Origin of the sequence: Sphingomonas sp. 35-24ZXX (genome assembly GCF_000786215.1) — a bacterium.
Classification (GTDB): Bacteria; Pseudomonadota; Alphaproteobacteria; order Sphingomonadales; family Sphingomonadaceae; genus Blastomonas.
Map to the genome: position 1 here is coordinate 79,031 of NZ_JROG01000009.1, position 25,536 is coordinate 104,566.

Consider the following 25,536-nt stretch of genomic DNA (forward strand, 5'->3'; position numbering starts at 1 on the left):
GGTTTAGCCGTCGCCGCCTGACCCGCAGCTTAACCGATCGATTGACCTGGCGTTCAGCTATGTAAAGCCGTGTGAATTCCGGCAATGAATTGCGTTGCGCGATTTGCTGCGCAAGATTAGCGTGTGCGTTGCATGACTTCGCACGCAGTCCGCATCATGGCGCTGCTCACCGGCAAGCCCCGCCCCTTTCGTGAGGACGGCACGATGAGCGCCATTGCGCGCCAGCCGGTCACAGGACCGGTGATGCTCGGCGAGCTCGGGCTGGAAGGCGATCAGGTCGCAGATCCCGTCCATCATGGCGGTCCGGACATGGCGATCCATCATTATCCCTTCGATCATTATGCCTATTGGCAGCAGCGGCTGGACTCGCACAAATTGCTGCAGAAGCCGGGGGCCTTCGGCGAGAACCTCTCGACACGCGGGCTGGTCGAAAGCGATCTGCGCATCGGCGACCGTTTCAGGCTGGGCGAGGCTCTGGTCGAACTGACCAAGGGGCGGCAGCCCTGCTGGAAGCTGGACCATCGGTTCGGTGTATCGGGCAAGCAATCGGTGATGGCAGAGATCGTGCGGACCGGGCGGTGCGGCTTTTATTATCGGGTGCTCGAGCCAGGGATGGTGCAGGCGGGCGATGTGATGCGGCTGGTGGAAGCGGGACCAGCGGCCTGGACGGTGGACCGGGTTTTCCGGCTGCTGGTCGGCGGACAATACAAGGCAGAGCCGGAGGCGGTGCGCGCGCTGGCGGAGCTGCCGCAACTCGCGGCAGACTGGCGCAAGCGCGCGGCGGCCCTGGCCGACTGAAGGGGGTTTACAACAGTGCGACATCTTTCCCTGCTGGCAACGGCGTGCCTTGCCTGCCTCGCCAGTCCGCTGGCCGCGCAGAACGCGCCCGATGCAGCGCAGGTGCATGCCGGCATCCTGACGCTCGACACGCATCTCGACAGCCCGGCCAATCTCGACCAGCCCGGCTGGAAGATCACCGACCGGCACGATGTGCTGCACGATACCACCCAGGTCGATCTGCCGCGGATGATCGAGGGCGGGCTCGATGGCGGCTTCTGGGTGATCTATACCGACCAGGGGCCCAATGACGCGCGCGGCTATGCCGCCGCGCTCGCGCACGCGCTCAAGCGCCTGCACCAGATCCACGATTTCGTCGCCGCCAATCCGCAAAGCTTCGCGCTGGCGACCAAGGCATCGGATGCGGCGAAGATCGCGGCGGCCGGCCAGCGGATCGTCTATGTCTCGATGGAGAACAGCTATCCGCTGGGCACCGACATCACCAATCTGGAAGCCTTCTATCAGCTTGGCCTGCGCATGGCGGGGCCGGTGCACAATGGCACCAACCAGCTGGCCGATTCAACCAATGGCGAGGCGGTCCATGGCGGCCTGAGCGACCTTGGCAGGGCCTGGGTGCAGGAGGCCAACCGGCTGGGCATCATCATCGATGCCAGCCACGCGGCCGACAGCAGCTTCGACCAGATGCTCGCATTGTCCGCCGCGCCGATCATCCTGTCGCACTCCGGGCCCAAGGCGCTGCACGACCATCCGCGCAATCTGGATGACGCGCGGTTGAAGGCGCTGGCGGCCAGGGGCGGGGTGATCCAGGTCAACAGCCTGTTCCTCTCGCCGGATCGCCCGCGCCCCACCGTCGATGCGCTGCGGGAGCAGATGGAAACGGCCGCCAGCCTGCCACCGTCGGAACGGGCGGCGCTGATGAAACAATGGGCCGAGGCCAATGCCGCCGAGCCGCGATCGGGCACCGACTTCGATCGCTACATGCAGGCGGTGTTCTATTGCATCGATCTCTTGGGCGTCGACCATGTCGGCATTGGCGCGGACTGGGATGGCGGCGGCGGCGTGATCGGCCTCAACCAGATCAGCCAGATCCCTAGGATCACCCAGGCGCTGCTCGCGCGCGGGCTGTCGCCGGCCGATGTCGAGAAGATCTGGAGCGGCAATGTGCTTCGCGTGATGGCCGAGGTCGAGCGGGTCGCGGCGCTGCGCTGACGCAAATGTCCAATCCGCCGCGACGGGTCGGGGTTAGAAGGGGTCTTCGGTAGCAGAAGGGGAAAAGGTATGCGCGTCTTGCATCGTTGGGCCATCGGCCTGTTGCTGGCGATCCTGGTGCCTGCGTCAGCGGCGCTGGCTGCGCCGCCCGAACGCAAGCCAGACCTCGCCGATATGGTCGCCGGAACCTATGAGGGCGACATCATCTCCGACGCGCGAGGTTCGTCCAAATCGGGCGTGACGATCACCGTGGTGCGAACGGGCAAGAATCTGGTCGAGATTTCGTGCGATTGCACGCGCATTCCCAAGGTGCAGATCCCGCTCGAACGGGCGATGGATGCGATCCTTGCCGGGAGCGGGCCGCACGTGTTCCTGATCGAACTGCAGCGCGATCCGCGCCGCCTCAGCCTCACGATCGACGATGCCTCGCTGAGCGTCGCCAAGCAGTAACGGTCAGGCCATTTCGACCGCGAACAGCGTCTTGCCCTGGTAGCGTTCCTCGTCGGGATTGAACACCGGCTGCGGATCGAACGTGCGGTCGGTCAGCGCGACATCGACCAGTCCGTCCAGCTTGAAGGCGCCGACCTTGATCTCGCGCGGCGGCTTGCCATCGCGCTCCAGCGTCACGCCGTCGAGATACAGCTGGTCGTGCCGGGTGTAGAGAATGTGCGGCGCGAGCCGGATGCGGGTGCGATTGTAGGTCGCTTCAAGGCATTTGCGCAGGGCAATGGCCTCAAGCACGGTCTTGTTCATATCCATACCTGCAATATGAACAAGACCGCGCGGGGTTTCAATCAGAATTTGTGCAGTGCAGCATAAGCCTTTGCGCTCACGCCTTTTCCTGCGCTTCCAGTTCGGCCAGCCATTGCTCCAGCCACTTGATGGTATAGTCGCCCGACAGGAAATCGGGCTGGTTGAGCAGCTCCTGATGCAACGGGATCGTGGTCTTCACGCCCTGCACCACGAACTCCTCGAGCGCGCGCTTCAGCCGCATGATGCAGCCCTGACGCGTGCGGCCATAGACGATCACCTTGGCGATCATGCTGTCGTAATAGGGCGGGATGCGATAGCCGGCATACAACCCGCTATCGACGCGCACATGCATGCCGCCGGGCGGGTGATAATAGCTGACCAGGCCGGGCGAAGGCGCGAAGGTGCGCGGATCTTCGGCATTGATGCGGCATTCGATGGCATGGCCGCGAAACTCGATCTCGTCCTGCTTGACCGACAGCGGATGGCCTTCGGCGATACGGATCTGCTCGCGCACCAGATCGACCCCGGTGATCGCCTCGGTCACCGGATGCTCGACCTGCAGCCGGGTGTTCATCTCGATGAAGTAGAACTCGCCGTTTTCCCACAGGAATTCGATGGTGCCCGCGCCGCGATAGCCCATGTCGGCCATCGCCTTGGTGACGACGCCGCCCATGCGCTCGCGTTCTTCGGCGGTGATGACGGGCGAGGGGGCCTCTTCGAGCACCTTCTGATGGCGGCGCTGCAGCGAACAGTCGCGTTCACCCAGATGGATCGCGTTGCCCTTGCCGTCGCCGAACACCTGGAACTCGATATGGCGCGGGTTGCCGAGGTACTTTTCCATATAGACGGTGTCGTCGCCGAACGCCGACTTGGCCTCGCTGCCCGCCCGCTGCATCAGCGATTCGAGCTGGTCTTCGGAGGGTACGACCTTCATGCCGCGCCCGCCGCCGCCCGATGCCGCCTTGATCAGCACCGGATAGCCGATCGACGCCGCGATGATCTTGGCCTCATGGATGTCCTTGATCGCGCCATCGGAGCCGGGGACCAGCGGCATGCCCAGCGCGCCGGCGGTCTTCTTGGCCTCGACCTTGTCGCCCATCGTGCGGATATGCTCGGGCTTGGGGCCGATCCAGATGATCTTGTGCGCCTCGACGATCTCGGCGAACTTGGCGTTTTCCGACAGGAAGCCATAGCCGGGGTGGATCGCGTCCGCCTGGCTGATCTCGGCTGCCGAAATGATGTTGGCGATGTTGAGATAGCTCTGCCCGGCAGGGGGCGGGCCGATGCAGATCGCCTCGTCCGCGAGCCGCACATGCATCGCATCGGCATCGGCGGTGGAGTGCACCGCCACCGTCTTGATGCCCATTTCGTGCGCCGCACGATGGATGCGCAGCGCGATTTCGCCGCGATTGGCGATCAGGATTTTCTTGATGGCCATGGGGTGCTTACTCGATGATGACCAGCGGCTGGTCGAATTCGACCGGCTGCCCGTCTTCCACCAGGATCGCGGTGACCTTGCCGGCGCGCTCGGCGGTGATCGGGTTCATCACCTTCATGGCCTCGATGATCAGCAGCGGATCGCCGATCTTGACCGCAGCACCCACGCTGACGAAAGGCGCAGCGCCGGGCTCGGGCGCAAGATAGGTGGTGCCGACCATCGGCGACTTGACCGCATTGGCCATCGACGGGCCAGCGGGTTCGGCCGGCACAGCGGCAGCGGCAGGGGCTGCGGGGGCAGCGGCAGCGACCGGTGCGGGCGCGGAGGGTACGGCAACGGTTGCGACCGGTGCGGCGCTGATCGTGCGCGCAACGCGGATCTTGCGATCACCGTCTTCCACCTCGATTTCGCTCAAACCCGTTTCGCCCAGCAGTTCTGCCAATTCACGCACCAGTTTGCTGTCGATATTCATGCCGCCTCCCTGTTTTGCATTGCCGCTTTTGCTGCTTGTTGATGCCATGTGTCCTGCGCCCTTGCTGTTTTTTCGGGGGCCGCTCTTTGGCGGCTCCCACGTTTGATTTCAATCCCGGTCCTGGTCATGCGGTGGTGCCGTCACGATCAGGTGTCCGGACCTCATAGCAGCGCCGCTGCCTCCAGCGCCAATAGATAAGATGCTGCGCCAAAGCCGCAGATCGTGCCCTTGGCCGCCCGGCCGACCCAGGACAGGTGCCGGAAGTCCTCGCGCGCGTGCGGGTTGGACAGGTGCACCTCGATCACCGGCGTGGTGATCGACCGGATCGCGTCGTACAGCGCCACCGATGTGTGGGTATAGGCCCCGGCGTTGAGCAGCACCGCCTGTGCGCCGCTCGCCTGCGCTTCGTGCAGCCAGTCGATCAGATGGCCCTCGTGGTTCGACTGGCGCATGTCGATGTCCAGACCCAGGGCCTGGCCGCGGTCTTCCAGCGAAGCTGCGATATCGTCGAGCGTGTCCGACCCGTAGATCTCCGGTTCGCGCAGGCCCAGAAGGTTGAGGTTGGGACCGTTGAGAACGAAAATGATCGGTTGATCGGCCATGCTGTATCCCGTTTGCCGGCCCGATGCCGGAAAGCCCCGCGCTTATGCGGTAAAGCGCCGCGCTAGGCAAGTTTGCCGCTGGCGCTGGCCAAGGGCCCACCGCCATAGAGCCAGTCCCAGCGCGCCAGCACGGCATCGGGCCGCACGGCCGCCGCGCGGCCCAGCGGCAGACGCATCGCCAGATTGGCGAGCGGATTGCCCTCGTGAAAATCCACCCCGTTCGACCGCGCCATCGCCTGCACGCGCGCGGTGCGCGGCTGGCGCAGCGCAAAGAAGCGGGTGAGCGCCGGTTCGGCATCGGCGCCATCGGGGGGCAGCAATTGCGCCAGCGCAAAGCCATCCTCGATCCCCATCGCCGCGCCTTGCGCCAGAAACGGCAGCATCGGGTGGCAGGCATCGCCGATCAGCACGGTGCGGTCCCGATGCCAGGCGCGCATCGGTTTGCGATCGTGCAGGCCCCAGCGCAGCGGTGCTTCGACCCGATCGAGCAACCGGCTGATCGTGCCCCAGCCGGCAAATTCGGCGCGCAAGCGGTCGATGTCGCCGGGAAGGTTCCAGCCTTCCTCGCGCCAGTCGGCCTGTTCGGTGACCGCAACCAGGTTCACCAGATCAGGCCGGATGCGATAGGTCACCGCGTGGCGACGCGGGCCGATCCAGGCGCCGACCCCCGCAGGCGGCGCGACAGGGTCGGCCTTGTCGACCCGGATCAGCGCGCGCCAGGCAACATGGCCGGTAAAGCGCGCGGCATCCTCGCCGAAAAGCTGGCGGCGGACCACCGAACGGATGCCGTCTGCCCCGATCAGCAGATCCGCTGCCAGTGTCTCGCCCGTTTGCGTGGTGACCGCCACGCGATCGGGCCGGTTGTCGAGGGTCGTCAGCATCACCCCGGTGCGCAGGCTGCCGGGCTGTGCGCGCTTCAGCGCATCGGCGAGGATCGCGACCAGATCGGCGCGGTGCGCGGTCATATAGGCGGCGCCCCAGCGGCGGCGCGCCGCATCGCCCAGCGGGATCTTGAGGATTTCGCGCGCGCTGCGCCCGTCGCGCATCGTGATCGCTGCGGGGACCTGGCCCGCTGCGGCCACCGCACCGCCGACGCCCAACGCGTCGAGCACCCGCATCGCATTAGGCCCCAGCTGCAGCCCTGCGCCCACCTCTTCCAGCGCTGCGGCCTGTTCGATGAGCTGAACTTCATGGCCCTTGCGCGCCAGCGCGAGCGCGGCGGCAAGGCCCGCGATACCGGCGCCGGCGATCAGGATGCGCATCGAAATGTCCGGGGGTGGGGCATAAGTCTGTCTAGCGTCCCCTGCGGCCCATGCAACTGCCCGGTCTTTCGCAGAGGCGCATCAGCGGCTACGCCCGCCGCCATGTTACCCTCGCTGCTCATCATCGATGATTTTCTGGCCGATCCGCATGCCGCGCGCGCTGCAGCGTTGGGCCTCGGCTATGACCCGGCGACCCGCAAGGGCAACTATCCCGGCACGCTGTCGACCGCGCCGCTCGCCATCTCGGGCCTCGAGGAATCGGTGGCGCGGATCATCGGCGTACCGGTCGTCCAGCAGCCGGGTACGACGCATGGCCATTGCCGCCTGACATTGAAGGGGGATCGCGGGGTGAGCGGTGTGCACATCGACCCGTGCTTCTATTCGGGCATCTTGTATCTCAGCCGCGACGAGGATGCGCGCGGCGGCACCGATTTCTTCCGCCACAAGCGCACCGGGCTGGAGAAGGTGACCAGCGACCCGCTGGCGCTGGCGCAGAGCGGCTATGCGGACGTCAACGCCCTGGTCGAGGATGTGGTCAACCGCGACACGCTGCTGCCGGCGCGCTGGGAGCGGGTGATGCGCGTGCCGATGCGGTTCAACCGCCTGATCCTGTTCAGCCCCTGGCTGTTCCACAATTCGGCGGACGGATTCGGCACCCATGCGGACAACGGACGGCTGGTGCACCTGCAATTCTACGCGAGAGGCTGATCGTCCTCGGCATCGCCGCTCTGCGATTCGCTACCCGCATCCTGCGCCCGTGCCTGCGCCTTGCGACGTTTCAGATTGGCGCGCAGATTGGCGGCCAGGCGCGCCTTGCGCTCTTCTGCGGCGCTGGGCCGGGGCGGGGTGGAGGGCTGTACCATGGTCGCGGCTGCATATCGCCGCAAAGGCGGATTTGGCAAGGCTCGCGAGGGTTGACAAACCATCGGCACCTGCGCATAGGCGCAGGCCTTGCGAGCGGGCAGCCACGGCGACCCCGCATTTGCAGGCCAGCGAAATGGTGTGCTGCTGTAGCTCAGTGGTAGAGCGCATCCTTGGTAAGGCTGAGGTCGGGAGTTCAATCCTCCCCAGCAGCACCATTTCGCCACCCCCTCAATAAGGGGGTTTGACCCTGGCCTTCTGCGCCTCGGCGGCATCTGCCCACCAACTCAACTCGTCGGCAAAGCGCCCGAAGTTCCTGTCCAGCGACTCGCCGTCAGAGCCGGTCGGCATGCCGTTTTCATCGAGCGCCTTGGAGATCTGGCCGACCGAAAGCATGCTGGGGATCACCACCATGCCCATTTCGGACAACGTGGGGTGCCAGGCCTGGCCGGCCCGCACCCCGGCAAAGCGCCCGGCGGAGTAGGTGGCGAGTGCTGCAGGGCGCCAGAACCATTCCTCCAGAAAATGATCGGTCAGATTCTTGAGGCCCGGCTGGACGCCCCAGTTATATTCGCCCGCGACGAACAGGAATGCATCTGCCGCCTTGATCTTGTCGGCCAGCGCCTGCATCGCTTCGGGCGCGGTTCCGGGGGCATGTTCCTTGTACATCCGGTCGAGCATCGGCAGGCCGACCGCCTTGGCATCGATCAGCTCGGCCTCGACGCCGCGTTCGGCAAAGCGCCGCACGCAATAATCGGCGAGCCGGATACCCGCCCGGTCCGACCGGTAGGATCCGTACAGCACCAGCAATTTCTTCATCGGCAATCTCCTGTCCCGAACGATACGGTCAGCCTGCCGGACGGTTCAATCGGTGAACACCACCGTTTTCGATCCGTTGAGCAGCACCCTGTCGGCGAGGTGATGTCGCACCGCGCGCGCCAGTACGCGCCGTTCGATGTCGCGCCCCTTGCGCACCAGCGTGTCGGGCGAGTCGGCATGGGTGATCTGCTCGACATCCTGCGCGATGATCGGGCCTTCGTCGAGATCGGCGGTCACGTAATGCGCCGTCGCGCCGATCATCTTCACCCCGCGCGCATGCGCCTGATGATAGGGCTTGGCCCCCTTGAAGCCGGGCAGAAAGCTGTGGTGGATGTTGATGCAGCGCCCGGTGAGGAAGCGCGCGAGGTCATCCGACAGGATCTGCATGTAGCGCGCCAGCACCACCAGCTCGGCGCCGGTCTGCTCGACCACCGCCTTGATCTGCGCTTCCTGCTGCGGCTTGGTGTCGCGGGTGACGGGCAGGTAATGGAAGGGCACTCCGGCCATGTCGAGCCCGGCAAAGGCTTCGGCCGGATGGTTTGAAACGATGCCCACCACATCCATCGGCAGCTCGCCGATCCGCCAGCGATAGAGCAGGTCGGCGAGGCAATGATCGAACTTCGAAACCAGGATCAGGACCTTGCGCGGCACATCTGCGCGGCGCACCGACCATTGCATCGCATAGTCGTCGGCCAATGTCGCAAAGCGCGCCGACAGATCGTCCGCCCGGAGCTCGGGCAGCGAAAAGACCACGCGCATGAAGAAGCGCCCCGTTTCCTGATCCTCGAACTGCGCGGCCTCGCGGATGTTGCCGCCTGCGGCAAACAGCAGCCCGGTAACACGGCTGACGATGCCCGGCTGATCGGGGCAGGACAGGCTGAGGATATGCAGCGGGTCGGTCATGATCGGCCTTCAACCAGGGGTTTTGCCCTGCTGTTGCCAATCCATCGGCGTCGCGTCGAGTCCCAAACGGCAACGAAGCGGTGGCGGTGCTCCGGCTCAATTCGCCAGAACGTCGCTCCAGTCGGGATGGCGCTGGAACGCGGCGACGACATAGCTGCAGCGCGGGATCACCTTCCAGCCGTCGCGCCGCGCGGTTTCGATCAGCGCATTGGTCAATTGCGCGGCGATGCCCTGGCCGCGCATCGAATCGGGAACATAGGTGTGGTCCGCGCTGACCCGGGCTGCATCCCCGACCGCAGGGGCATGGGCATAGGTCAGCTCGGCCTCGCTGCCCTCGGCGCGATAGACGAATCGCCCGCCGTGACCGGTCGTTTCGTGCTCGATACGGATGGGTTCGGCAGGTGCGCTCATGGCGGAAATCCTTCGTTGCGGCAGATCCCACCGATATGGGAAGGCGGTCCGCTGGTGCAACCAGCGGCGCAAACCGGCCCAAACGTTGCGCGAATGCAACGCTGCGCGGCCCTTGTGCGACCTTTGCGGCACGCGCGATGCAGCAAAGCCTTTATCTATTCAGCAACTTCGCCTATATCGCGCGCTCGAAGAAACATCAGGAGAATTCGCTATACGTCCGCCAGCCCCCCGTCGCGGCCTTGTTCTGCCACCCAAATCCGGCCCGCGCTTCAATCAGTTCATCCAGTCACCCCAGGTTCGGGTGATCGATGAGAATGGCGAAAATCTTGGCGTATTGCGTACCGCAGATGCAATAGAACGGGCTGCCGCCGTCGGGCTGGACCTTGTCGAGGTCTCCCCCAACGCCGAGCCGCCGGTGGCCAAGTTCCTCGACGTCGGCAAGTACAAGTACGAGGCCCAGAAAAAGGCCAACGCCGCGCGCAAGAACCAGAAGACGCAGGAGATCAAGGAGATCAAGATGCGTCCGAACATCGACGACCATGACTATATGGTCAAGATGAAGAAGGTTCACGCGTTCATCGACGAAGGCGACAAGGTCAAGATGACGTTGCGCTTCCGCGGCCGCGAATTGTCGCATCAGCAGCTGGGCATGGCCCTGCTCCAGCGGGTGCAGGAAGACGTCAAGGAAATCGCCAAGGTCGAAGCCTATCCCCGCATGGAAGGCCGCCAGATGCTGATGGTGCTGGCACCCAAATAAGCGCGTGCTGGCGCGCCAACCGGCGCTCAGCGGTATTTGCTCCGCGATTCGTAAGTGAGCGTCACGCTGTCGTTGGCCGGTATCTCGACCCGCCAGACATGCTTGCCATCCTTGCGAATCGTGCGGCCACTGGCCTTGCGCAGGTCGCTATCCGCGACTGCCGCCAGATCGATCTCTGCGGTGACGGGTTCGGGATTGGCGTTGGTCAGCTTGAGCGCATAGCCATCCCATCCGCCTTTCGATGCCACCAGCGTGTGCTTTGAGGCCAGTTGCACCGCGTCGCTCTGGCCGATGGTGAACTTCACCTCCTGCCCCACGGCATAATCGCGCATCCGTCCCTGGCCGATCAGCAGGCCATTATCGGCGGAGCCATCGAACACCGAAATCCGTCCCGATGGTAGCGGCAGGCCGAGCCCGGTCGCGGTCTTGTTGTCCATGCGGACTTCGATTTCCAGCGGCCCCGGTTCTTCGCCATAGCCGCCTGCATTGCCGCGATAGACCATCCGCGCGGGCACATCGGCCTTGGACAGCAGCTTGACCTGCTTCTGTCCCTTGGCTGCCACCGTGGAGCGGAAGGGAACGCGGTAGAGCTTGAGATCACCCAGAGCCTCGAGCTCGGCCTCCACATTGCGCGACGCAGTGACCATGATCGCTTCGGCGGCTTCGCCGCGTACCGCACCTGTGCGTGCGCGCATGGCTGGCGCAAATGCCGGGGGCGGCGGTGGCGGCGGAGGTGGTGGCGGTTCGAAAATGCCACGGGCAGTGCTGCCGCGCGGCCAGCACTGGATATAGAGTGGCGTCGCCTGGGGTTTGTCGGCGATCTGCTGCATCGGTCGGCGGATGTTGAGCGTGCCCGCGATCACCAGCAGTTCGGCCTCGGCGAAACTCTCGGCATTGCCATTGGCGAGCGTCAGCCACGAGAACAGGTCGAGGCTCTTGCCGTCCGCGCCCAGTTTCACGACATAATCGGCGTTCCAGTCGAATCCGGCGGCGAGATAGGTCAGCGTGACCTCAGCGGTCGCAGCCTCAGGCGAGACGGTATCGACCGACAGCACCGGGGTTGCGAACAGTCCGCCGGGCAGGTCCTGATAGATCACCTTTTCGGGCAGGCCCGAACATTGCAGCGCCTCGATACCGCCGTTCGTCTGCACCACCAGCGCGCCTTGCGATCCGCTGCGGATCACCGCCTGCTGCTCGACCTGCTCGCCGGTCGCAGGATCGGTGCGGCGCAGCGTCACCCGGTTGCCCAGCGTGCCATCGACCAGCGACCCGGGCGAGAGCAGTTTCTTGTCGCGGTTCTGCTCGATGATCCCGCCGGGCAAGCCCCGGATCACGGCGGAGACCGCGACCATGCCCTCGGCGACGCCGGCAAAACGGATCGTGGCCGGGCCTGCGGGGACGCTGATCGTGCGTTTTTCGGTGACCACCGCAAAGCCGTTGAGATAGTCGAGATTGAACCCGCCGCCATTGCCGCGCGCCGGATCGCGATAGATGGTCACCGCGACCGAGTCGGGTTTTGCAGAGATGATCTCGGGGCGGGTTTGGGCGTGGGCGGGGGAGAAGAGGGTAATGAGCGCCAGAAAAAACGCGCCAAGCACACCATTCCGAGTTCCCGAGCGAAGTCGAGGGACCTTACGCAGCCGGTAGCGCGCACGTCCCTCGACTTCGCTCGGGACAGACGGAGGGTGGGAGTAGGTCACGTTGCTGGCCTTATCCGCCCACCCTCAATACCGCGTCTCAAAGGTCGCGGTGACCTCTGCGCTGCCGTTGGCAGGCACCGGGACCGCCCACACCACCGCATTGCTGCTGCGCCGTTCGCTCTTGAGGCTCTCGGCTGCAATCCGCGTATCGGACCAGCCGAAATCGAGCCCCGATTGCATCAGGTCCACCGTCACCGCGCCGTCGCGCGCGTTGGTCAGCTCATAGCGCATGCTGGTCTGCCAGCGGGTCGCGGACAGCCGCTTGCGCTCGACCACCGTGGTCTTGACCTTGACGTCGAACGCCTCGCCGGTCTTGAGCGCGAGCGCGCTGCCCATCGGCGTGTGGTCGATCGCGTTTTCGCCGATGAACTGCGGCGATCCGCGTTGATCGCGCTGGTAGAAGCGCACGCTGCCTGCGGGCAATGCGTCACCCAGGCCGCCCGATTGGCTCGAACTGAATTTGACGACGGTATCGGCGCTGCGCGGTTCGGTGATGCTCGCCAGCCAGCCGACGCGATATTCATAGGCGCGCGAGGCAGGCACGCCTTGCACGTCGAGGAAATTGATCTGCTTGGTCTGGCGGTCGGCAATCGTCGTGCGGCCGACGGGATAGAGATAGAAATCGCCCAGCCGCTCGCGGTTGGCGGTCTCGGTCCCCGCGCTGCGGATATTCCTGCCACGCCCTCCGCCAAAGCCCGAAGCCCCCTGCGGATTGCCCGCGACGAGCAAGGTGTCGGCGTTGCGATAGGTGGTGCCCGAGCTGTTCGACAGCGTCACCCAGCCCTGCACGTCGATGCTGCCCTTGGCCTCGTCGAACAGCGCGACATAGTCCGCGGACCAGCCCAGGCCCCCGGTGAGGTAGCGGATCGATGCATCGCGCGTGCCGGCGCGCTGGCTGTCCAATGTGATCGACAGCGTCGGGCGCGCGCGCAGATTGTCGGGCACCTTGTCGAAGATCGCGCGCACCGGCAGCCCGTCGTCGCGCAGCACCTCGATGCGGGAGCCGATCTGCACCACCACGCCCTGGTTGACCGAGAGCACCTTGGCGCGCTCGCGGGTTTCCGCGCCGGTCGCCGGGTTGGTGCGCACCAGGGTAATCGTCTCGCCGACCGCCTTTTCCATCAGCTTGCCGGGGGTGAGCAGATCATAATCGAAGTTCTGTTCGACGATGGTTGCGCCATCGGCAGCGAAGCTGACCGTCTCGGGCTGGATCTGTGCGGAGACATCGGGAAATTCGATCCGGCTGATGCCGCTGGCGATGGCGAGCCTGCGGATGTCCTGCACCAGCGAGGTGCCGCCGTTATACACGGTGACCGAGACATTGCCCTGCGTGCTCGGCGCGTTGGGATCGGCGGCGTCCTGCGCCAGCGCGGGGGTGAGGGCAAGAAGGCTGGTGGCCGCCAGTCCCATCCAGAACCGTGACGAACGCTGCATGATGTCCTCCCCAGATTTGTCGGTTGATGGTGGCTTAGGCGGGGCGAAATGAACAGGGGCTAAATCGCTGGGCAAGCGTGCGCGTCGCCGATAAGAAGGCGGTCATGCTGCGTATCGCCTCTTACAACATCAACGGAATCAAGGCCCGCCTGCCGCGCCTGCTCGAATGGCTGGACGAGACCCGGCCTGCGATCGCCTGCCTGCAGGAGATCAAGACGCAGGACGAGGGCTTCCCGGCATCCGAGTTCGAGAAGCTGGGCTATGGCGCGATCTGGCATGGGCAGAAGGGCTTCAACGGCGTCGCCATTCTGGCGCGCGATGCGCAGCCGGTCGAGGTGCGCCGCGGGCTGGAGGGCGAACCCGAGGACGAGCACTCGCGCTATCTCGAGGTCGATGTCCACGGAGTGCGCGTGGCGTGCATTTACCTGCCCAATGGCAACCCGCAGCCGGGGCCCAAGTTCGACTACAAATTGCGCTGGATGGATCGGCTGCGCAAGCGCGCGGCCGAGATCATGGCGCAAGAGGTGCCTGCGGTGCTCGCGGGCGACTATAACGTCATCCCGCGCGACAACGATGTCTACTCGGTACGCGCGATGGCCAATGACGCGCTGATGCAGCCCGAAAGCCGCGCCGCGTATCGCCGCATCCTTGCCGATGGCTGGACCGACGCGATCGGGACCCTGTGCCCTTCGGGCGGTGTGTGGACCTATTGGGACTATCAGGCCGGTGCCTGGCAGCGCGACCATGGCTTTCGTATCGATCACCTGCTGCTGAGCCCCCAGGCCGCCGACCGCCTGTCCGCCATCGGCGTCGACAAGGATCACCGTGGCCGCGAAAAGGCCAGCGACCACGCGCCGACCTGGGTGGAGCTCAGGGCGTAAGGTCCGCGATTGTCTCTTCGTCGCCGTCGGAATGCAGTTTGATCACGGTCTCGATCAAGGCCGCTGCGTGGTTGGTATAGGGGTCAATCCGCGCCTCCAGACCATCGTCGAAGACAATATAGATCCAGCCCGTCCAACTCCGGCGCAGGCCCACGGCATCGCTGAGGTGGCGACTGTGTTCGCTGCCATCCCGACCGTGCCAGGCCAGGGTCTTGCCGCGCCAGCGCATCGCCATGCGTTGCGCTCCGCGATACTGGACGAGGGTGATCATCGTGCCGACGCCGAAGGCCATGATCAGCCAGAACAGGATCTGCATCTGGCTTTCGCCATCGGGCCGGCTGGACCCGACAAAAAGCAAGATATAGGCGAGAAAGCCGGTGAAGATCGTGCCACCTGTCGTGGCCACACGGTACAACGTACCCGGCTTGAGGTGACGCCAGCCGCGCTTGTCGGGCGGAGTGTTGTTCCCCAGGCTGACGAGAACAGACGTCGCCATGAAGACGACTACCCCGACCACCAGATATTTGGCCCAACTGGTTTCCATCGACACCCCTCCGATAGGATCAGAGATGCCATTCCCGTGTAAATAGCCCGTTAAGCGGGCATTCTGCCTCGACAGCCGCTGTTGAAGTCAACTTTTGCTCAGAACGCCGCAAGCGAACATTGACCGACCGGCCCTATTGTTACCGCACCTGCCGCTTCTCCAGCTTACGTGCCAAGGTACGGCGGTGCATGCCCAGCCGGCGGGCAGTTTCGGAGACGTTGAAGTCGGTATCGACCAGGGTCTGGTGAATATGCTCCCATTCCACGGTCTTGATCGACGACTGGCGCGTGTCGACCGCGGTGGCGGCATCGCCTTCGGTGCGCGCGAAGGCGGCTTCGATGTCGTCGGTGTTCGACGGTTTGGCGAGATAATGGTCCGCCCCCAGCTTGATCGCCTCGACGGCCGTCGCGATGCTGGCAAAGCCGGTCAGCACCACGATCCGCGCATCGGGCGCGGCGGCGCGCACCGCAGGGACGCAGGTGAGGCCCGAAGCGCTGCCCGCCAGCTTGAGGTCGATCACCGCATGCGTCGGCACCAGCCCCTCGCCCAGCAGCGCGATCAGCCCGTCATGGCTGTGTGCCGACGAGACGGCATAGCCGCGCCGTTCGAACGATCGCCGCAGGGTGCGGGCGAAGGTCTCGTCATCCTCGACGATGAGCAGATGGCGCGGCAGATTGGGCGGCGTGGTCATGAGCGGTCTCCGGCGGGATAGGCGATGGCGTCCAGCGGCAGATATATGGTGACCTCCGCCCCGCCCTGCTCGCGATTGCCCGCACGCACCTCTCCGCCCAGCTTGCGCAGCACGTTGACGAGCAGGAACAGGCCGAGGCCACCGCCGGGCTTGCCCTTGGTCGAGCGATAGGGCCGGCCGAGCCCATCGAGGATTTCCTGCGCAAAGCCGGGCCCCCGGTCGGTCACGGTCAGCTCGAGCGCATCGCCCTGACGTGCGGCGCGGATGCCGATCCATTCGGGCGAGACATCGACCGCATTGTCGATGACATTGCCGATCACCTGGCGCAGCGCGGGGTCGGAGACGATGGCGATATCCGCGCCGAAGCGGTCGACATAATCGAGCGTCGTCAGCCCGCGCGCGACGCGCCATTCATCAACGATATCGCCGAGGAACGCGCGCATCGTCGTGCGTTCGGGCGCTTCGCCGCGCGCCTCGCCGGCAGACATCAAAATGCCGCTGACGATGGTCTTGCAGCGCTGCACCGCGGCCTGCATGTCGTCGAGGTCGGCGGACAGGTCGGTCACCGCCTTCAGCTCGGGCATCGCGCGGAAATCGTTGACCAGCACCGACAAGGTGGCGAGCGGCGTGCCCAGCTCGTGCGCCGCGCCCGAGGCGAGCAGGCCCATGCGCACGATATGATCCTCTTCGGCGGCGCGCTGGCGGATCGCGGCGAGCGCGGCATCGCGTTCGCGCAGGTTTCGCGCGATCCGGGTGACGAACGCCACCAGCAGCACCGCGATCAGCCCGAAGCACACGAAGCTGCCCTGCAGATACAGGCTGAATTCCTCGTCCTGCAGATGCGGCGGCAATGTCAGCGGCACGGGATCGATCGCCAGCACCGCAAGCGCGCCCAGCGAGGCCGCGACCATTGCCCAGGATGCCGCCGCGCGCAGCACCATTGCGCCGATCACCACCTGCAGCAGGAACAGCGCCGCAAAGGGGTTGGCGAGCCCGCCGGTGAAATGCAGCTGCCAGGTCAGCGCCGCGATGTCGAACATCAGCGCGGTGAACAGCGCATATTCGAGCCCGGCCGTGTGCCGCCGCAGGATGTACAGCGTGACGAGGTTGATGAACACGAGCAGCGCGATCGCGAGCAGCAGCGGGGCGAGCGGCAGCGGGATGTCCATCGGCCCATGCACCAGCAGGATGGTGAACAGCTGTCCGCCCACCGCCAGCCAGCGCAGCTGGATGAGCAAGGCCATGTTGCGCCGCACGGCATCGGTGACCTGGGGGGCGGGCGCGGTGATCATGCCCTGCGCCATACCATCATTGCGCCCCAGGCACAGCCGATGGCGAGCGCTGCCCAGGTGAGCGCATAGACAAGGTGATTGTCCGAGAAGCGGACGACGGTCAGTCCGCCGACAGGATAGCCGCCGGGGTTGGCAGTCGCATCGGCATCGATGAAATAGGGCGCGGTGCGGGTGAGGGCGCGCGCCGAGGCGATGGCAGCGACATCACGCGAATACCAGCGGTCGGCCCTGGGATCGTTGGAGCGGAGGAAACCACCACCCGGCTCGCTGATCCGCAGCAGGCCCGTGACGGTGACGGTGCTTTCAGAATTGCCCGCCGCGCGGGTGGAGGATGCACGCCGATCGGGCGGCACGAAGCCGCGGTTGACCAAGACCGTGAAGCGATCTCCCACCAGTGGCGTCATCACCCAAAAGCCGCCGCCGCGTTCGGTCACCGCCTGCACCAGCACCTCGCGGTCGTGCGCGAAGCGACCGGTAAGGGCGACCCGGCGATAGGCGTCGCGTTCGGCGGTGATCCGCGGCCAGCTGTCCGTGCCGGGCGCGGACACCGGCGCTGCGGTGCTGCGGCTTTCGACCGCCTCGATCAGCGCATGCTTCCACGCGCGCCGCTGCACCTGCCAGACGCTGAGGCCAATCCCGGTCAGCGCCAGCGCCACCAGGCTGAGGGCCAGCACGACACGCGTGGCTGGCCTGCGGACTGTCACGGCAACTGGCTCATCTCTTCATGCGCCTGCGGCATCATGTTGCTGTTGAGGTGGCTCATCACCCAGAGCGATCCCGACAGCATGATGCCGACGACGATGATCGTGAAGATCAGCGAAGTGATCGACCAGCCGCCTTCGGCCTTCGGGGTCATGTGCAGGAAATAGACCATGTGCACCACGATCTGCACCACCGCAAAGAGCAGGATCGTCACCGCCGTCATCGCCGGCGACAGCGCCCCGGTCATCACCAGCGCGAACGGAATTGCGGTCAGGATGACCGAAAGGACGAAGCCGGTCGCATAATCGCGGTAGCTGGCGTGCGGAATCTCGATGCCGTGGCTGTCGTGCTCGACCTGTTCGGCGTGCGTATTGGCGCTCATCACAGCATTCCCATCAGATAGACAAAGGTGAACACGCCGATCCAGATCACGTCGAGAAAGTGCCAGAACAGGCTGAGGCATGCAACGCGGCGCTGGTTGGCGGGGTTGAGCCCGTGGCGACCCAGCTGCACGATCAATGTCACCAGCCAGATCAGACCGAACGTGACGTGGAGCCCGTGCGTGCCGACCAAAGTGAAGAAGGCCGAGAGGAAGGCGCTGCGCTGCGGGGTCGCGCCGATGTGTATCAGGTGCGAAAACTCGTACAGCTCGATCGCGAGGAACGCCGCGCCAAACAGGCCAGTGACCGCCAGCCACATCTGCGTGTGGCGCAAGTTCCTGTTCTGCATCGCGATCATCGCAAAGCCATAGGTGATCGACGAGAACAGGAGCATCGCGGTGTTGAGCGCGATCAGGTTCAGGTCGAACAAGTCCTTCGGCCCCGGCCCTGCGGCGAAATTGCCGCCGAGCACGGCATAACAGGCAAACAGGATCGCGAAGATGAGGCAGTCGCTCATCAGGTAGATCCAGAAGCCCAGCAACGTGCTGTGCCCCTCGGGATGCGGATGCTCGTCGATCTCGTAATAGACCGGAGCTTCGCTGCCTGCGGGCAGGGTGGTGGTGGCGCTGCTCATGGCCTCAGGCTCCTGCGCTGGCGAGCAGGCGCGCCCGCTTCGCTTCGGTCGCGGCGACCTCGGCTGCCGGGATGTGGAAATCGCGCTTGTAGTTGAAGGTGTGGATGATCGCGGTGGCGATCAGCGCGGCAAAGCTTGCGCCCGCCAGCCACCAGATATGCCACACCAGGGCAAAGCCGCACACGGTGCTGATGCCCGCCAGGATGATGCCTGCGCCGGTGTTCGAGGGCATGTGGATGTCCTTGTAGCCTTCGGCGGGATGTTCCACGCCTGCCGCCTTCATGTCGTACCAGGCGTCCAGCGCGTGAATGCGCGGGGTGAAGGCGAAGTTATAGTCCGCAGGCGGAGAGCTGGTCGCCCATTCGAGCGTGCGGCCGTTCCACGGATCGCCCGTCGTCTCGGCCAGCTCCTCGCGCTTCCAGATGCTGACGGCAAACTGGATGAGCATGGCGGCGATCCCGGCAGCGATCATGAACGCGCCCACCGCAGCGATGGCGAACCAGATCTGCAAGCTGGGGTCATCGAACACCCGCATGCGGCGCGTCACGCCCATCAGGCCCAGCACATAGAGCGGTGCGAACGCCACCCAGAAGCCGGGGACCCAGCACCAGAAGCTGACCTTGCCCCAGAACTGGTTGAGCTTGAAGCCGAACGCCTTAGGCCACCAGTAGTTGATCGCCGCGAAGATGCCGAACAGCACGCCGCCGATGATCACGTTGTGGAAGTGCGCGATCAGGAACAGCGAGTTGTGCAGCACGAAGTCGGCAGGCGGCACCGCGAGCAGCACGCCGGTCATCCCGCCGATGGTGAAGGTGAGCATGAACGCCACCGTCCACATCATCGGCAGTTCATAGCGGATGCGGCCACGGTACATCGTGAACAGCCAGTTGAAGAGCTTGGCGCCCGTCGGGATCGATATCACCATCGTGGTGATGCCGAAGAAGCTGTTGACCGACGCGCCCGAGCCCATGGTGAAGAAGTGGTGCAGCCACACGACATAGCTCAGGATCGTGATCACGACGGTCGCATAGACCATCGAGGTATAGCCGAAGAGCTTCTTGCCCGAGAAGGTCGAGGTCACTTCGCTGAACACGCCGAACAAGGGCAGGATAAGGATGTACACCTCCGGGTGGCCCCAGATCCAGATAAGGTTGACGTACATCATCGACGAGCCGCCGAAGTCGTTGGTGAAGAAGTTGGTGCCGACATAGCGGTCGAGCGTCAGCAGGCCGAGCACGGCGGTGAGCACCGGGAAGGACGCGACGATCAGGATGTTGGCGCACAGGCTCGTCCAGGTGAAGATCGGCATCTTCATCAGGCCCATGCCCGGCGCGCGCATCTTGAGGATCGTGACGATCAGGTTGATGCCCGACAAGGTCGTGCCCACCCCCGCGATCTGCAGCGCCCAGATATAGTAATCCACCCCGACGCTGGGACTGTAGGAGATGCCCGAAAGCGGTGGGTAGGCGAGCCATCCGGTCGCGGCGAACTCGCCGACGAACAGCGACGCCATCGTCAGCACCGCGCCCGAGGTGGTCATCCAGAAGCTGAAATTGTTGAGGAACGGGAACGACACGTCGCGCGCGCCGATCTGCAGCGGCACGACATAGTTCATCAGGCCGGTGATGAACGGCATCGCGACGAAGAAGATCATGATCACGCCATGCGCGGTGAAGATCTGGTCGTAGTGATGCGAATTGAGATAGCCCTCGGATCCGCCGAACGCCATCACCTGCTGCAAGCGCATCATGATCGCATCGGCAAATCCGCGCAGGAACATGACCAGCCCCAGGATCATGTACATGATGCCGATCTTCTTGTGATCGACGGTGGTGAACCACTCCTTCCACAGATAGCCCCACAATTTGTAGCGGGTCACCAGCGCAAACAGCCCCGCGCCGCCGATGATGACGACGATCATCGTCGTCAGCACGATGGGGTCGTGCGGCAGCGAGTTCCAGGAAAGCTTGCCCAGCAGCATCGTGGGTTCAGCAGCAGAGGTGGAGACGACGGCGTTCGCGGTCATGATGCGGGGTCCATGTTGCCGGCCTGAGACAGTTCAGCCGGCTTGGGGGTGTTTGAGCTGGTGCGGAAGCGGGGTCCGCCGGGACGGGCCAGGCCTGCTCCGGTGAGCGTGGCGAGGTCGATCACGCGATCTTCGATCCGGGCGAGGCTGGCGCCGAGCAGTTCGGGATTGGTGCAGTTTTCGGCGATATAACGGTCGCTGGCGGTGTCGCCGGTGCCGCGCGCAGCAAACTTGTCGTACGAAAGCTGGCGGACGTTGTGGAGCCCGGCGCGGCCCATGCCGCCGCGCGCGTCGATCGCCATCATATCGTGCATGCACATCTTGCCCGGCTCTGCGCACAGGTTGACGATGCGGTCGAACAGCCCGGTCTCGACGCTGGCGAAACGGCGCACCGGCACCTTTTCGCTCGGCCGCTCGAGCTTCAGATAAGCGGCTCGGTCAAGCGTCGTCTGCGCGCTGCGCGCCTTGGCGGCCCAGCGCTCGAAGCCCTCTGCCGTCATGCTGCGCACGCCAAAGCGCATGTTCGAAAAGCCCGCGCCCGAATAGTTGGCGGAAAAGCCTTCGTAATTGCCGGTCTCGTTGAACACCGCGTGCAGCTTGGTCTCCATGCCCGGCATCGCATAGATCTGCCCGGCCATCGCGGGCACGTAGAAGCTGTTCATCACCGAGGACGACGAAATGCGGAACCGCAGGGGTCGGCCCTCGGGCACGGCCAGCTCATTGACGGTGGCCACGCCCTGTTCGGGGTATATGAACAGCCATTTCCAGTCGAGCGCCACCACCTGAACCTCGAGCGGCTTGACCTCGGCGCCCACCGGCTGGCCCGGCGCGGTGCGCGCCAGCGGGCGATAGGGATCGAGCAGATGCGTGCCGACCCAGGTCACGGCGCCCAGGCAGATGATGATCAGCAGCGGCACCGCCCAGATCAGCAATTCCAGCTGCGTCGAATGGTCCCAGTCGGGCTTGTAGGTGGCCTGCGTATTGGCGGCGCGATACTTCCACGCGAACCATCCGGTCAGCGCCATCACCGGCACGATGATGATCAGCATCAGCAGGGTGGAGACGATGACGAGATTGCCCTGCTGCTGCGCGACATCGCCCGCAGGGTCGAGCACGACCATGTTGCATCCGCTCAGCAGCGGCAAGAGGCAGACGGTGGCGATCCAGCGGCCAGGGCGCGCGCGTGACAGGAGTCTTTGCATGACTGGCCGATTACGCCTGAGACGGGTGCGCGGACATTGGACATTTTGTCCAATGCAATGATCTGGATCAAAGAGGCATAAGGTAGCTGCAGATATTTGTGCGCTCTTGACCCTGAGGAACCTGACCATGGCGACGACCACCGTCCCGACGAGCGAGGCTGAACGCGACGCGCGCGCGATCAACGCCGATGGCCATCCGGTCGCCCCGGGCGAGATCGCGATCGGCGTCGTCATCGGGCGCACGTCCGAATTCTTCGACTTCTTTGTCTACGCCATCGCCTCGGTGCTGGTGTTTCCCAAGCTGGTCTTCCCCTATCTCGATCCCCTGACCGGCACGCTCTGGTCGTTCGCGATCTTCGCGCTCGCCTTTGTCGCGCGCCCGGCGGGAACCGCGATCTTTACCGCGGTTGACCGCGCTTATGGTCGCGGTGCCAAACTGACCATCGCCTTGTTCCTGCTCGGCGGATCGACTGCAGCGATCGCGTTCCTGCCCGGCCACGCCACGATCGGCATCGGCTCGGCGCTACTGCTGGCGCTGTTCCGCATGGGTCAGGGCGTGGCGCTGGGCGGTTCATGGGATGGCCTGGCCTCGCTGCTCGCGCTGAATGCGCCCAAGGAAAAGCGCGGCTGGTACGCGATGATCCCGCAGCTGGGGGCGCCGTTCGGGCTCATCGTGGCCAGCCTGCTGTTCGCCTTCCTCATTTCCGCGCTGCCGGCAGAGGATTTCCTCGCCTGGGGCTGGCGCTATCCGTTTTTCGTCGCCTTTGCGATCAATGTCGTCGCGCTGTTCGCGCGGCTGCGAATCGTGGTGACGCCCGAATATACCGACCTGTTCGAAAGCCAGACGCTCCAGCCAGAACCGGTGCTGGCGACGGTGCGCAGCGAATGGCGGCTGATCGTGCTGGGCGCGTTCGCGCCGCTGGCCAGCTTTGCGATGTTCCACATGGTCACCGTCTATCCGTTGAGCTGGGTGTTCCTGTTCACCGAGGAGTCGCCGGTGCGCTTCCTGCTGATCGAGGCGGGCGCTGCAGCTGTGGGCGTTCTGGCGATCCTGATGTCGGGCCGCCTTGCCGATGCCTATGGCCGCCGCACGGTGCTGGCCGCCACTGCGGTCGCGATCGCGGCGTTCAGCGGCTTTGCGCCGCAGCTGCTCGATGCCGGCAGCGTGGGCGAGGCGGTGTTCATGTTCGGCGGATTTGTGCTGCTGGGCCTTGCCTTCGGCCAGTCGTCGGGCGCGCTCTCGTCCTTCTTCCCCTTGAAGCACCGCTATACCGGCTCGGCGCTGACGGCCGATCTCGCCTGGCTGTTCGGCGCGGGCTTTGCGCCGATGGTGGCGCTGTGGCTGTCGTCGCAATACGGGCTGCTGGCCGCGGGCGCCTATCTGCTCTCCGGCGCGCTGGCGACGCTGACCGCCTTGTGGTTCAACCGTGAACTCGGCCAGCAGCAGTAAGGGGCAGGGGGCATGTTCGTTCGCTTCGATCCGGACTGGCCGCCCCCCGACCCGCCTCGCCGCGCGCCAGAGCCACCGCCCCGGCGGCTGCAGGCCGATCAGGAAAAGCGGCTGCTCCAGGCGATCGCCTTCAACCTTGTGCTGATGATCGTCGCCCCCATCGGCGGCGCAACCGTGATCGGCGCGTTGCTGGGCTGGTGGGGGTGACCATGCTGGGGTGGAGTAACCCACTGCCGCAGGAGAAATGGTGCACCCGACTGGATTCGAACCAGTGGCCTCTGCCTTCGGAGTGCAGGGTTACCCGCCGCAGCCGGATGCGGCTGGACAATAAAACCCCTGTAAATAAGGCATTGTTGATCCGGTCTTGTCCGATTCCATCCGATCCTGTATTCCGTACTTATTCCGTACGAACCAGAATGGGGCGATCGACATGGCAGACGGCACAGGCAGCAAGCGAAAGCCCGCTAAAAAACTAGACCTCAGCCGGGTTGGCGAACGGAATGATCTTAAGGCGCAACGCGAGCCGCATTGGCAGCGGCTGCGCGCGGGTTGCTTCCTGGGGTTCCGGCCGTCCAAGCGCGGCGGGGCAGGGACATGGATTGCGCGAGCGTATGATGAGGATGCAGGGACGTATCGCCTGAAGGCCCTTGGCGACTTTGGGGCGCTGGCAGGCAATGAACGTTTTGCGGCTGCCAAGCGGGAAGCGGAAAAGCTGGCCGATCTGGTGGAAGCGGGGGGCGAAATGCGCGCCAAGATTGAAACCGTGGCCGACGCATGCCGTGAATATGCCAAAACCCGTAATGAGGCTGAAAAGCGTTTCAAGCGATATGTCTATGGCGACCCCATCGCCAAGGTGAAGCTGGCAAAGCTGCGGCGGCGGCATGTCCGGGAATGGCGCGAACGGTTGGAAGCGCTGCCCGCGCTGGTCACGCGGCGCAAGGATGGCGCTCAAGTGCACCGCAAGCGCGCGCCTTCCACCGTCAATCGTGACATGGCAATTCTCAGGGCAGCCTTGGCCAAGGTGTTGTCGCCGGGCGCACCTAACAGCGAAGCCGCTTGGCAAGAGCCGCTTAAGTCGATCGAGAACGCTAACGGGCGGCGGACCCTGTATCTGGACCGGGGCGAACGGCGAAAGCTGTTGCTGCACATTAACCCTGAGGCTGCACCGTTTGTACGCGGCCTCTGCCTGTTGCCGTTGCGGCCGGGGGCGTTCGCTGCGCTCACCGCTGGCGATTTTGACAAGCGCACATCGGAACTCACCGTTGGCAAGGACAAGACTGGCAAGCCGCGACGCATCCAGTTGCCGCAAGAAGCCGCCGCACTGCTAGCAGAACAGGCCAAGGACAAGTTACCGGCCGCATCGCTGTTCATGCGATCGAATGGCAAGGCATGGGATAAGAATAGCTGGAAGCTGCCCATAGCAGCCGCTGTGGCTGCCGCCGGGCTGCCGCGCGATGCGACCGCATACACGCTGCGGCACAGCACCATTACGGACTTGGTGCGGGCTGGCCTGCCCTTGCTCACCATAGCGCAAATCTCAGGCACTAGCGCTGAGATGATCGAACGGCATTATGGCCATTTGGCCAGTGATGCGGCCGTTAAGGCTCTGGGGGCCTTGGCATTGTGACGGACAATCCTGCCAAACCTGATGAGCCAGGCGACCCATACGGCGAAGTTATCATAGAACTTTCGCGAGCCTTGGACGATCCTTTAATCTCAGCGGCCGGAGTCCACTTCGGGCTGGCGATACGGGAAGCCTTTGCCCTTTATAAAAAGGCTCGTGAGGCTGAGTGCGAACCGACAGAAGCCATTGGGGCTCTCAGGCGCATTGCTAAGCAGATTGGGGCTCAGCGGCCTATCGATTTGCTCTGGTGCCTGAATCAGTTACTCCGCAGCGATGAATCAGCCACGTTACCCTACCAGCTCGTTTTTAGAGAGCGGCCGGAAACAAAGGCAATGAGGGGCGCTAGAATTGCCAGAGTAAAGGCCAGTCGAAACGTCACTTTGCGGGAACGGGACTATTCGCTTTTCCTTCGCGTAGTTGATGCGCAGGCAAGGCAGGGGAAGACCTTTCGCGAAGCTGTAGCATTGGTCGCAGCGGGTAAAGATGGCGAACCAAGCGAAGATGATCATTTTAGGCGGTGGACGATCAAACGGACCGCCGTTGGCGAGAAGCTCGTAGAGCGGGCGTTCACTAAATTTGCCAAGGATGCCAAACGGTTTGGCGTAGTCAAAACTAAGGGACTTATGTTCGCTAGGCGTGAACGCCAGCCATATCCCATACACCGCAAAGCCGGACGGCCGAAAAAATGATC

At 64.5% G+C, this 25,536-nt stretch carries 29 protein-coding genes and 2 tRNA genes; 11 read left to right on the plus strand and 20 right to left on the minus strand.

What is annotated here, in order from left to right; genetic code table 11:
- Nucleotides 1-132: 132 nt before the first annotated feature.
- The 3 genes from LI72_RS16415 (at nt 133) to LI72_RS16425 (ending at nt 2,457) form a co-directional block, all read left to right on the plus strand.
- Nucleotides 133-798 carry an MOSC domain-containing protein gene (locus LI72_RS16415; protein ID WP_033927041.1) on the plus strand — a complete coding sequence of 222 codons (666 nt, stop codon included), beginning with the start codon at nt 133-135 and terminating at the stop codon, nt 796-798.
- A gap of 15 nt (nt 799-813) precedes the next feature.
- A complete protein-coding gene (locus tag LI72_RS16420) occupies nt 814-2,007 on the plus strand; it encodes a dipeptidase (RefSeq protein WP_033927042.1) in 1,194 nt (397 codons plus the stop codon).
- A gap of 69 nt (nt 2,008-2,076) precedes the next feature.
- Nucleotides 2,077-2,457 (plus strand): hypothetical protein, encoded by a 381-nt coding sequence (locus LI72_RS16425; protein ID WP_033927043.1) that lies wholly within the window; start codon nt 2,077-2,079, stop codon nt 2,455-2,457.
- Between the two features lie 3 nt (nt 2,458-2,460).
- On the opposite strand, the gene LI72_RS16430 is transcribed toward LI72_RS16425, so the two are convergent.
- The 5 genes from LI72_RS16430 to LI72_RS16450 form a co-directional block, all read right to left on the minus strand.
- Nucleotides 2,461-2,766 carry a WYL domain-containing protein gene (locus tag LI72_RS16430; protein ID WP_033927044.1) on the minus strand — a complete coding sequence of 102 codons (306 nt, stop codon included), beginning with the start codon at nt 2,764-2,766 and terminating at the stop codon, nt 2,461-2,463.
- A 70-nt stretch (nt 2,767-2,836) separates the two neighbouring features.
- Nucleotides 2,837-4,198 carry an acetyl-CoA carboxylase biotin carboxylase subunit gene (gene accC, locus LI72_RS16435; RefSeq protein WP_033927045.1) on the minus strand — a complete coding sequence of 454 codons (1,362 nt, stop codon included), beginning with the start codon at nt 4,196-4,198 and terminating at the stop codon, nt 2,837-2,839.
- Nucleotides 4,199-4,205: 7 nt separating this feature from the next.
- Nucleotides 4,206-4,670, minus strand: a complete 465-nt coding sequence (gene accB, locus LI72_RS16440; RefSeq protein ID WP_033927046.1) for an acetyl-CoA carboxylase biotin carboxyl carrier protein — start codon at nt 4,668-4,670, stop codon at nt 4,206-4,208.
- A 161-nt stretch (nt 4,671-4,831) separates the two neighbouring features.
- Nucleotides 4,832-5,272: a type II 3-dehydroquinate dehydratase gene (gene aroQ / locus LI72_RS16445; protein WP_033927047.1), complete on the minus strand. Its 441-nt coding sequence runs from the start codon at nt 5,270-5,272 to the stop codon at nt 4,832-4,834.
- Nucleotides 5,273-5,334: 62 nt separating this feature from the next.
- Nucleotides 5,335-6,534 (minus strand): FAD-dependent monooxygenase, encoded by a 1,200-nt coding sequence (locus tag LI72_RS16450; protein ID WP_052130080.1) that lies wholly within the window; start codon nt 6,532-6,534, stop codon nt 5,335-5,337.
- A 102-nt stretch (nt 6,535-6,636) separates the two neighbouring features.
- On the opposite strand from LI72_RS16450, the gene LI72_RS16455 reads away from it, so the two are divergent.
- Nucleotides 6,637-7,242 (plus strand): DUF6445 family protein, encoded by a 606-nt coding sequence (locus LI72_RS16455; RefSeq protein ID WP_033927048.1) that lies wholly within the window; start codon nt 6,637-6,639, stop codon nt 7,240-7,242.
- Here the strand turns inward: LI72_RS16455 and LI72_RS20360 are convergent.
- The gene (locus tag LI72_RS20360; RefSeq protein ID WP_197051945.1) at nt 7,227-7,397 is read right to left on the minus strand and encodes a hypothetical protein; all 171 of its coding nucleotides are present in this window, start codon (nt 7,395-7,397) and stop codon (nt 7,227-7,229) included. The genes LI72_RS16455 and LI72_RS20360 overlap by 16 nt on opposite strands.
- 141 nt (nt 7,398-7,538) lie before the next feature.
- On the opposite strand from LI72_RS20360, the gene LI72_RS16465 reads away from it, so the two are divergent.
- Nucleotides 7,539-7,613: transfer RNA gene (locus LI72_RS16465), tRNA-Thr, on the plus strand.
- A 13-nt stretch (nt 7,614-7,626) separates the two neighbouring features.
- On the opposite strand, the gene LI72_RS16470 is transcribed toward LI72_RS16465, so the two are convergent.
- From LI72_RS16470 to LI72_RS16480, 3 genes are all read right to left on the minus strand, one after another.
- Nucleotides 7,627-8,214: an NADPH-dependent FMN reductase gene (locus tag LI72_RS16470; protein ID WP_033927050.1), complete on the minus strand. Its 588-nt coding sequence runs from the start codon at nt 8,212-8,214 to the stop codon at nt 7,627-7,629.
- A 45-nt stretch (nt 8,215-8,259) separates the two neighbouring features.
- Nucleotides 8,260-9,117, minus strand: coding sequence for a formyltetrahydrofolate deformylase (gene purU, locus LI72_RS16475; protein WP_033927051.1), 858 nt, complete (start codon nt 9,115-9,117; stop codon nt 8,260-8,262).
- Nucleotides 9,118-9,213: 96 nt separating this feature from the next.
- Nucleotides 9,214-9,528, minus strand: a complete 315-nt coding sequence (locus tag LI72_RS16480) for a GNAT family N-acetyltransferase (protein ID WP_052130083.1) — start codon at nt 9,526-9,528, stop codon at nt 9,214-9,216.
- 211 nt (nt 9,529-9,739) lie between these two features.
- Here LI72_RS16480 and infC point away from each other — a divergent pair, with 211 nt between their 5' ends.
- Nucleotides 9,740-10,285: a translation initiation factor IF-3 gene (gene infC, locus LI72_RS16485; RefSeq protein ID WP_081985206.1), complete on the plus strand. Its 546-nt coding sequence runs from the start codon at nt 9,740-9,742 to the stop codon at nt 10,283-10,285.
- A gap of 26 nt (nt 10,286-10,311) precedes the next feature.
- Here infC and LI72_RS16490 read toward each other — a convergent pair whose 3' ends face one another.
- Nucleotides 10,312-11,784 carry a DUF4139 domain-containing protein gene (locus LI72_RS16490; RefSeq protein ID WP_156139662.1) on the minus strand — a complete coding sequence of 491 codons (1,473 nt, stop codon included), beginning with the start codon at nt 11,782-11,784 and terminating at the stop codon, nt 10,312-10,314.
- Between the two features lie 225 nt (nt 11,785-12,009).
- Nucleotides 12,010-13,419: a DUF4139 domain-containing protein gene (locus tag LI72_RS16495; RefSeq protein WP_231562509.1), complete on the minus strand. Its 1,410-nt coding sequence runs from the start codon at nt 13,417-13,419 to the stop codon at nt 12,010-12,012.
- A gap of 107 nt (nt 13,420-13,526) precedes the next feature.
- On the opposite strand from LI72_RS16495, the gene xth reads away from it, so the two are divergent.
- Nucleotides 13,527-14,300 carry an exodeoxyribonuclease III gene (gene xth, locus LI72_RS16500; protein WP_033927196.1) on the plus strand — a complete coding sequence of 258 codons (774 nt, stop codon included), beginning with the start codon at nt 13,527-13,529 and terminating at the stop codon, nt 14,298-14,300.
- Here xth and LI72_RS16505 read toward each other — a convergent pair.
- From LI72_RS16505 to cyoA, 8 genes are all read right to left on the minus strand, one after another.
- Nucleotides 14,290-14,844 (minus strand): hypothetical protein, encoded by a 555-nt coding sequence (locus LI72_RS16505; RefSeq protein ID WP_156139663.1) that lies wholly within the window; start codon nt 14,842-14,844, stop codon nt 14,290-14,292. The genes xth and LI72_RS16505 overlap by 11 nt on opposite strands.
- A gap of 139 nt (nt 14,845-14,983) precedes the next feature.
- Nucleotides 14,984-15,535 (minus strand): response regulator transcription factor, encoded by a 552-nt coding sequence (locus LI72_RS16510; protein WP_033927054.1) that lies wholly within the window; start codon nt 15,533-15,535, stop codon nt 14,984-14,986.
- Nucleotides 15,532-16,827, minus strand: a complete 1,296-nt coding sequence (locus LI72_RS16515) for an ATP-binding protein (protein ID WP_231562510.1) — start codon at nt 16,825-16,827, stop codon at nt 15,532-15,534. The genes LI72_RS16510 and LI72_RS16515 overlap by 4 nt, the downstream gene beginning before the upstream one ends.
- Complete coding sequence (locus LI72_RS16520; RefSeq protein ID WP_231562511.1) at nt 16,824-17,501, minus strand: SURF1 family protein; 678 nt, start codon at nt 17,499-17,501, stop codon at nt 16,824-16,826. Before LI72_RS16520 ends, LI72_RS16515 begins: the two co-directional genes overlap by 4 nt.
- Before the next feature lie 26 nt (nt 17,502-17,527).
- Entirely contained in the window at nt 17,528-17,911 is a 384-nt protein-coding gene (gene cyoD, locus LI72_RS16525) for a cytochrome o ubiquinol oxidase subunit IV (protein ID WP_033927057.1), read from the minus strand.
- Nucleotides 17,911-18,543: a cytochrome o ubiquinol oxidase subunit III gene (cyoC, locus tag LI72_RS16530; protein ID WP_052130092.1), complete on the minus strand. Its 633-nt coding sequence runs from the start codon at nt 18,541-18,543 to the stop codon at nt 17,911-17,913. The genes cyoD and cyoC overlap by 1 nt, the downstream gene beginning before the upstream one ends.
- A gap of 4 nt (nt 18,544-18,547) precedes the next feature.
- Complete coding sequence (gene cyoB / locus LI72_RS16535; protein ID WP_033927198.1) at nt 18,548-20,524, minus strand: cytochrome o ubiquinol oxidase subunit I; 1,977 nt, start codon at nt 20,522-20,524, stop codon at nt 18,548-18,550.
- Nucleotides 20,525-20,565: 41 nt separating this feature from the next.
- Nucleotides 20,566-21,771 (minus strand): ubiquinol oxidase subunit II, encoded by a 1,206-nt coding sequence (cyoA, locus tag LI72_RS16540; RefSeq protein WP_033927058.1) that lies wholly within the window; start codon nt 21,769-21,771, stop codon nt 20,566-20,568.
- A 127-nt stretch (nt 21,772-21,898) separates the two neighbouring features.
- Here cyoA and LI72_RS16545 point away from each other — a divergent pair, with 127 nt between their 5' ends.
- Nucleotides 21,899-23,221, plus strand: coding sequence for an MFS transporter (locus tag LI72_RS16545; protein WP_033927059.1), 1,323 nt, complete (start codon nt 21,899-21,901; stop codon nt 23,219-23,221).
- Between the two features lie 12 nt (nt 23,222-23,233).
- Nucleotides 23,234-23,428, plus strand: coding sequence for a hypothetical protein (locus LI72_RS16550; protein WP_033927060.1), 195 nt, complete (start codon nt 23,234-23,236; stop codon nt 23,426-23,428).
- 38 nt (nt 23,429-23,466) lie between these two features.
- Here the strand turns inward: LI72_RS16550 and LI72_RS16555 are convergent.
- A tRNA-Arg gene (locus LI72_RS16555) sits at nt 23,467-23,539 on the minus strand.
- Nucleotides 23,540-23,651: 112 nt separating this feature from the next.
- Between LI72_RS16555 and LI72_RS16560 the strand changes: the two genes are divergently transcribed.
- Nucleotides 23,652-24,848 (plus strand): tyrosine-type recombinase/integrase, encoded by a 1,197-nt coding sequence (locus tag LI72_RS16560; protein ID WP_033927061.1) that lies wholly within the window; start codon nt 23,652-23,654, stop codon nt 24,846-24,848.
- A complete protein-coding gene (locus tag LI72_RS16565; protein WP_156139664.1) occupies nt 24,845-25,534 on the plus strand; it encodes a hypothetical protein in 690 nt (229 codons plus the stop codon). Before LI72_RS16560 ends, LI72_RS16565 begins: the two co-directional genes overlap by 4 nt.
- Nucleotides 25,535-25,536 lie beyond the last annotated feature (2 nt).

Excerpts from the sequence above, each read along its gene's own strand:
- LI72_RS16415 (WP_033927041.1), top strand. The coding sequence starts at position 133 with ATGACTTCGCACGCAGTCCGCATCATGGCGCTGCTCACCGGCAAGCCC.
- LI72_RS16470 (WP_033927050.1), bottom strand. The coding sequence starts at position 8,214 with ATGAAGAAATTGCTGGTGCTGTACGGATCCTACCGGTCGGACCGGGCG.
- LI72_RS16550 (WP_033927060.1), top strand. The coding sequence starts at position 23,234 with ATGTTCGTTCGCTTCGATCCGGACTGGCCGCCCCCCGACCCGCCTCGC.
- LI72_RS16430 (WP_033927044.1), bottom strand. The coding sequence starts at position 2,766 with ATGGATATGAACAAGACCGTGCTTGAGGCCATTGCCCTGCGCAAATGC.
- LI72_RS16505 (WP_156139663.1), bottom strand. The coding sequence starts at position 14,844 with ATGGAAACCAGTTGGGCCAAATATCTGGTGGTCGGGGTAGTCGTCTTC.
- accB (WP_033927046.1), bottom strand. The coding sequence starts at position 4,670 with ATGAATATCGACAGCAAACTGGTGCGTGAATTGGCAGAACTGCTGGGC.
- LI72_RS20360 (WP_197051945.1), bottom strand. The coding sequence starts at position 7,397 with ATGGTACAGCCCTCCACCCCGCCCCGGCCCAGCGCCGCAGAAGAGCGC.
- LI72_RS16510 (WP_033927054.1), bottom strand. The coding sequence starts at position 15,535 with ATGACCACGCCGCCCAATCTGCCGCGCCATCTGCTCATCGTCGAGGAT.
- aroQ (WP_033927047.1), bottom strand. The coding sequence starts at position 5,272 with ATGGCCGATCAACCGATCATTTTCGTTCTCAACGGTCCCAACCTCAAC.
- cyoC (WP_052130092.1), bottom strand. The coding sequence starts at position 18,543 with ATGAGCAGCGCCACCACCACCCTGCCCGCAGGCAGCGAAGCTCCGGTC.
- cyoD (WP_033927057.1), bottom strand. The coding sequence starts at position 17,911 with ATGAGCGCCAATACGCACGCCGAACAGGTCGAGCACGACAGCCACGGC.
- cyoA (WP_033927058.1), bottom strand. The coding sequence starts at position 21,771 with ATGCAAAGACTCCTGTCACGCGCGCGCCCTGGCCGCTGGATCGCCACC.
- LI72_RS16515 (WP_231562510.1), bottom strand. The coding sequence starts at position 16,827 with ATGATCACCGCGCCCGCCCCCCAGGTCACCGATGCCGTGCGGCGCAAC.
- cyoB (WP_033927198.1), bottom strand. The coding sequence starts at position 20,524 with ATGCTGCTGGGCAAGCTTTCCTGGAACTCGCTGCCGCACGACCCCATC.
- purU (WP_033927051.1), bottom strand. The coding sequence starts at position 9,117 with ATGACCGACCCGCTGCATATCCTCAGCCTGTCCTGCCCCGATCAGCCG.
- LI72_RS16450 (WP_052130080.1), bottom strand. The coding sequence starts at position 6,534 with ATGCGCATCCTGATCGCCGGCGCCGGTATCGCGGGCCTTGCCGCCGCG.
- LI72_RS16495 (WP_231562509.1), bottom strand. The coding sequence starts at position 13,419 with ATGCAGCGTTCGTCACGGTTCTGGATGGGACTGGCGGCCACCAGCCTT.
- LI72_RS16545 (WP_033927059.1), top strand. The coding sequence starts at position 21,899 with ATGGCGACGACCACCGTCCCGACGAGCGAGGCTGAACGCGACGCGCGC.
- LI72_RS16560 (WP_033927061.1), top strand. The coding sequence starts at position 23,652 with ATGGCAGACGGCACAGGCAGCAAGCGAAAGCCCGCTAAAAAACTAGAC.
- LI72_RS16425 (WP_033927043.1), top strand. The coding sequence starts at position 2,077 with ATGCGCGTCTTGCATCGTTGGGCCATCGGCCTGTTGCTGGCGATCCTG.
- LI72_RS16480 (WP_052130083.1), bottom strand. The coding sequence starts at position 9,528 with ATGAGCGCACCTGCCGAACCCATCCGTATCGAGCACGAAACGACCGGT.
- accC (WP_033927045.1), bottom strand. The coding sequence starts at position 4,198 with ATGGCCATCAAGAAAATCCTGATCGCCAATCGCGGCGAAATCGCGCTG.
- LI72_RS16455 (WP_033927048.1), top strand. The coding sequence starts at position 6,637 with ATGTTACCCTCGCTGCTCATCATCGATGATTTTCTGGCCGATCCGCAT.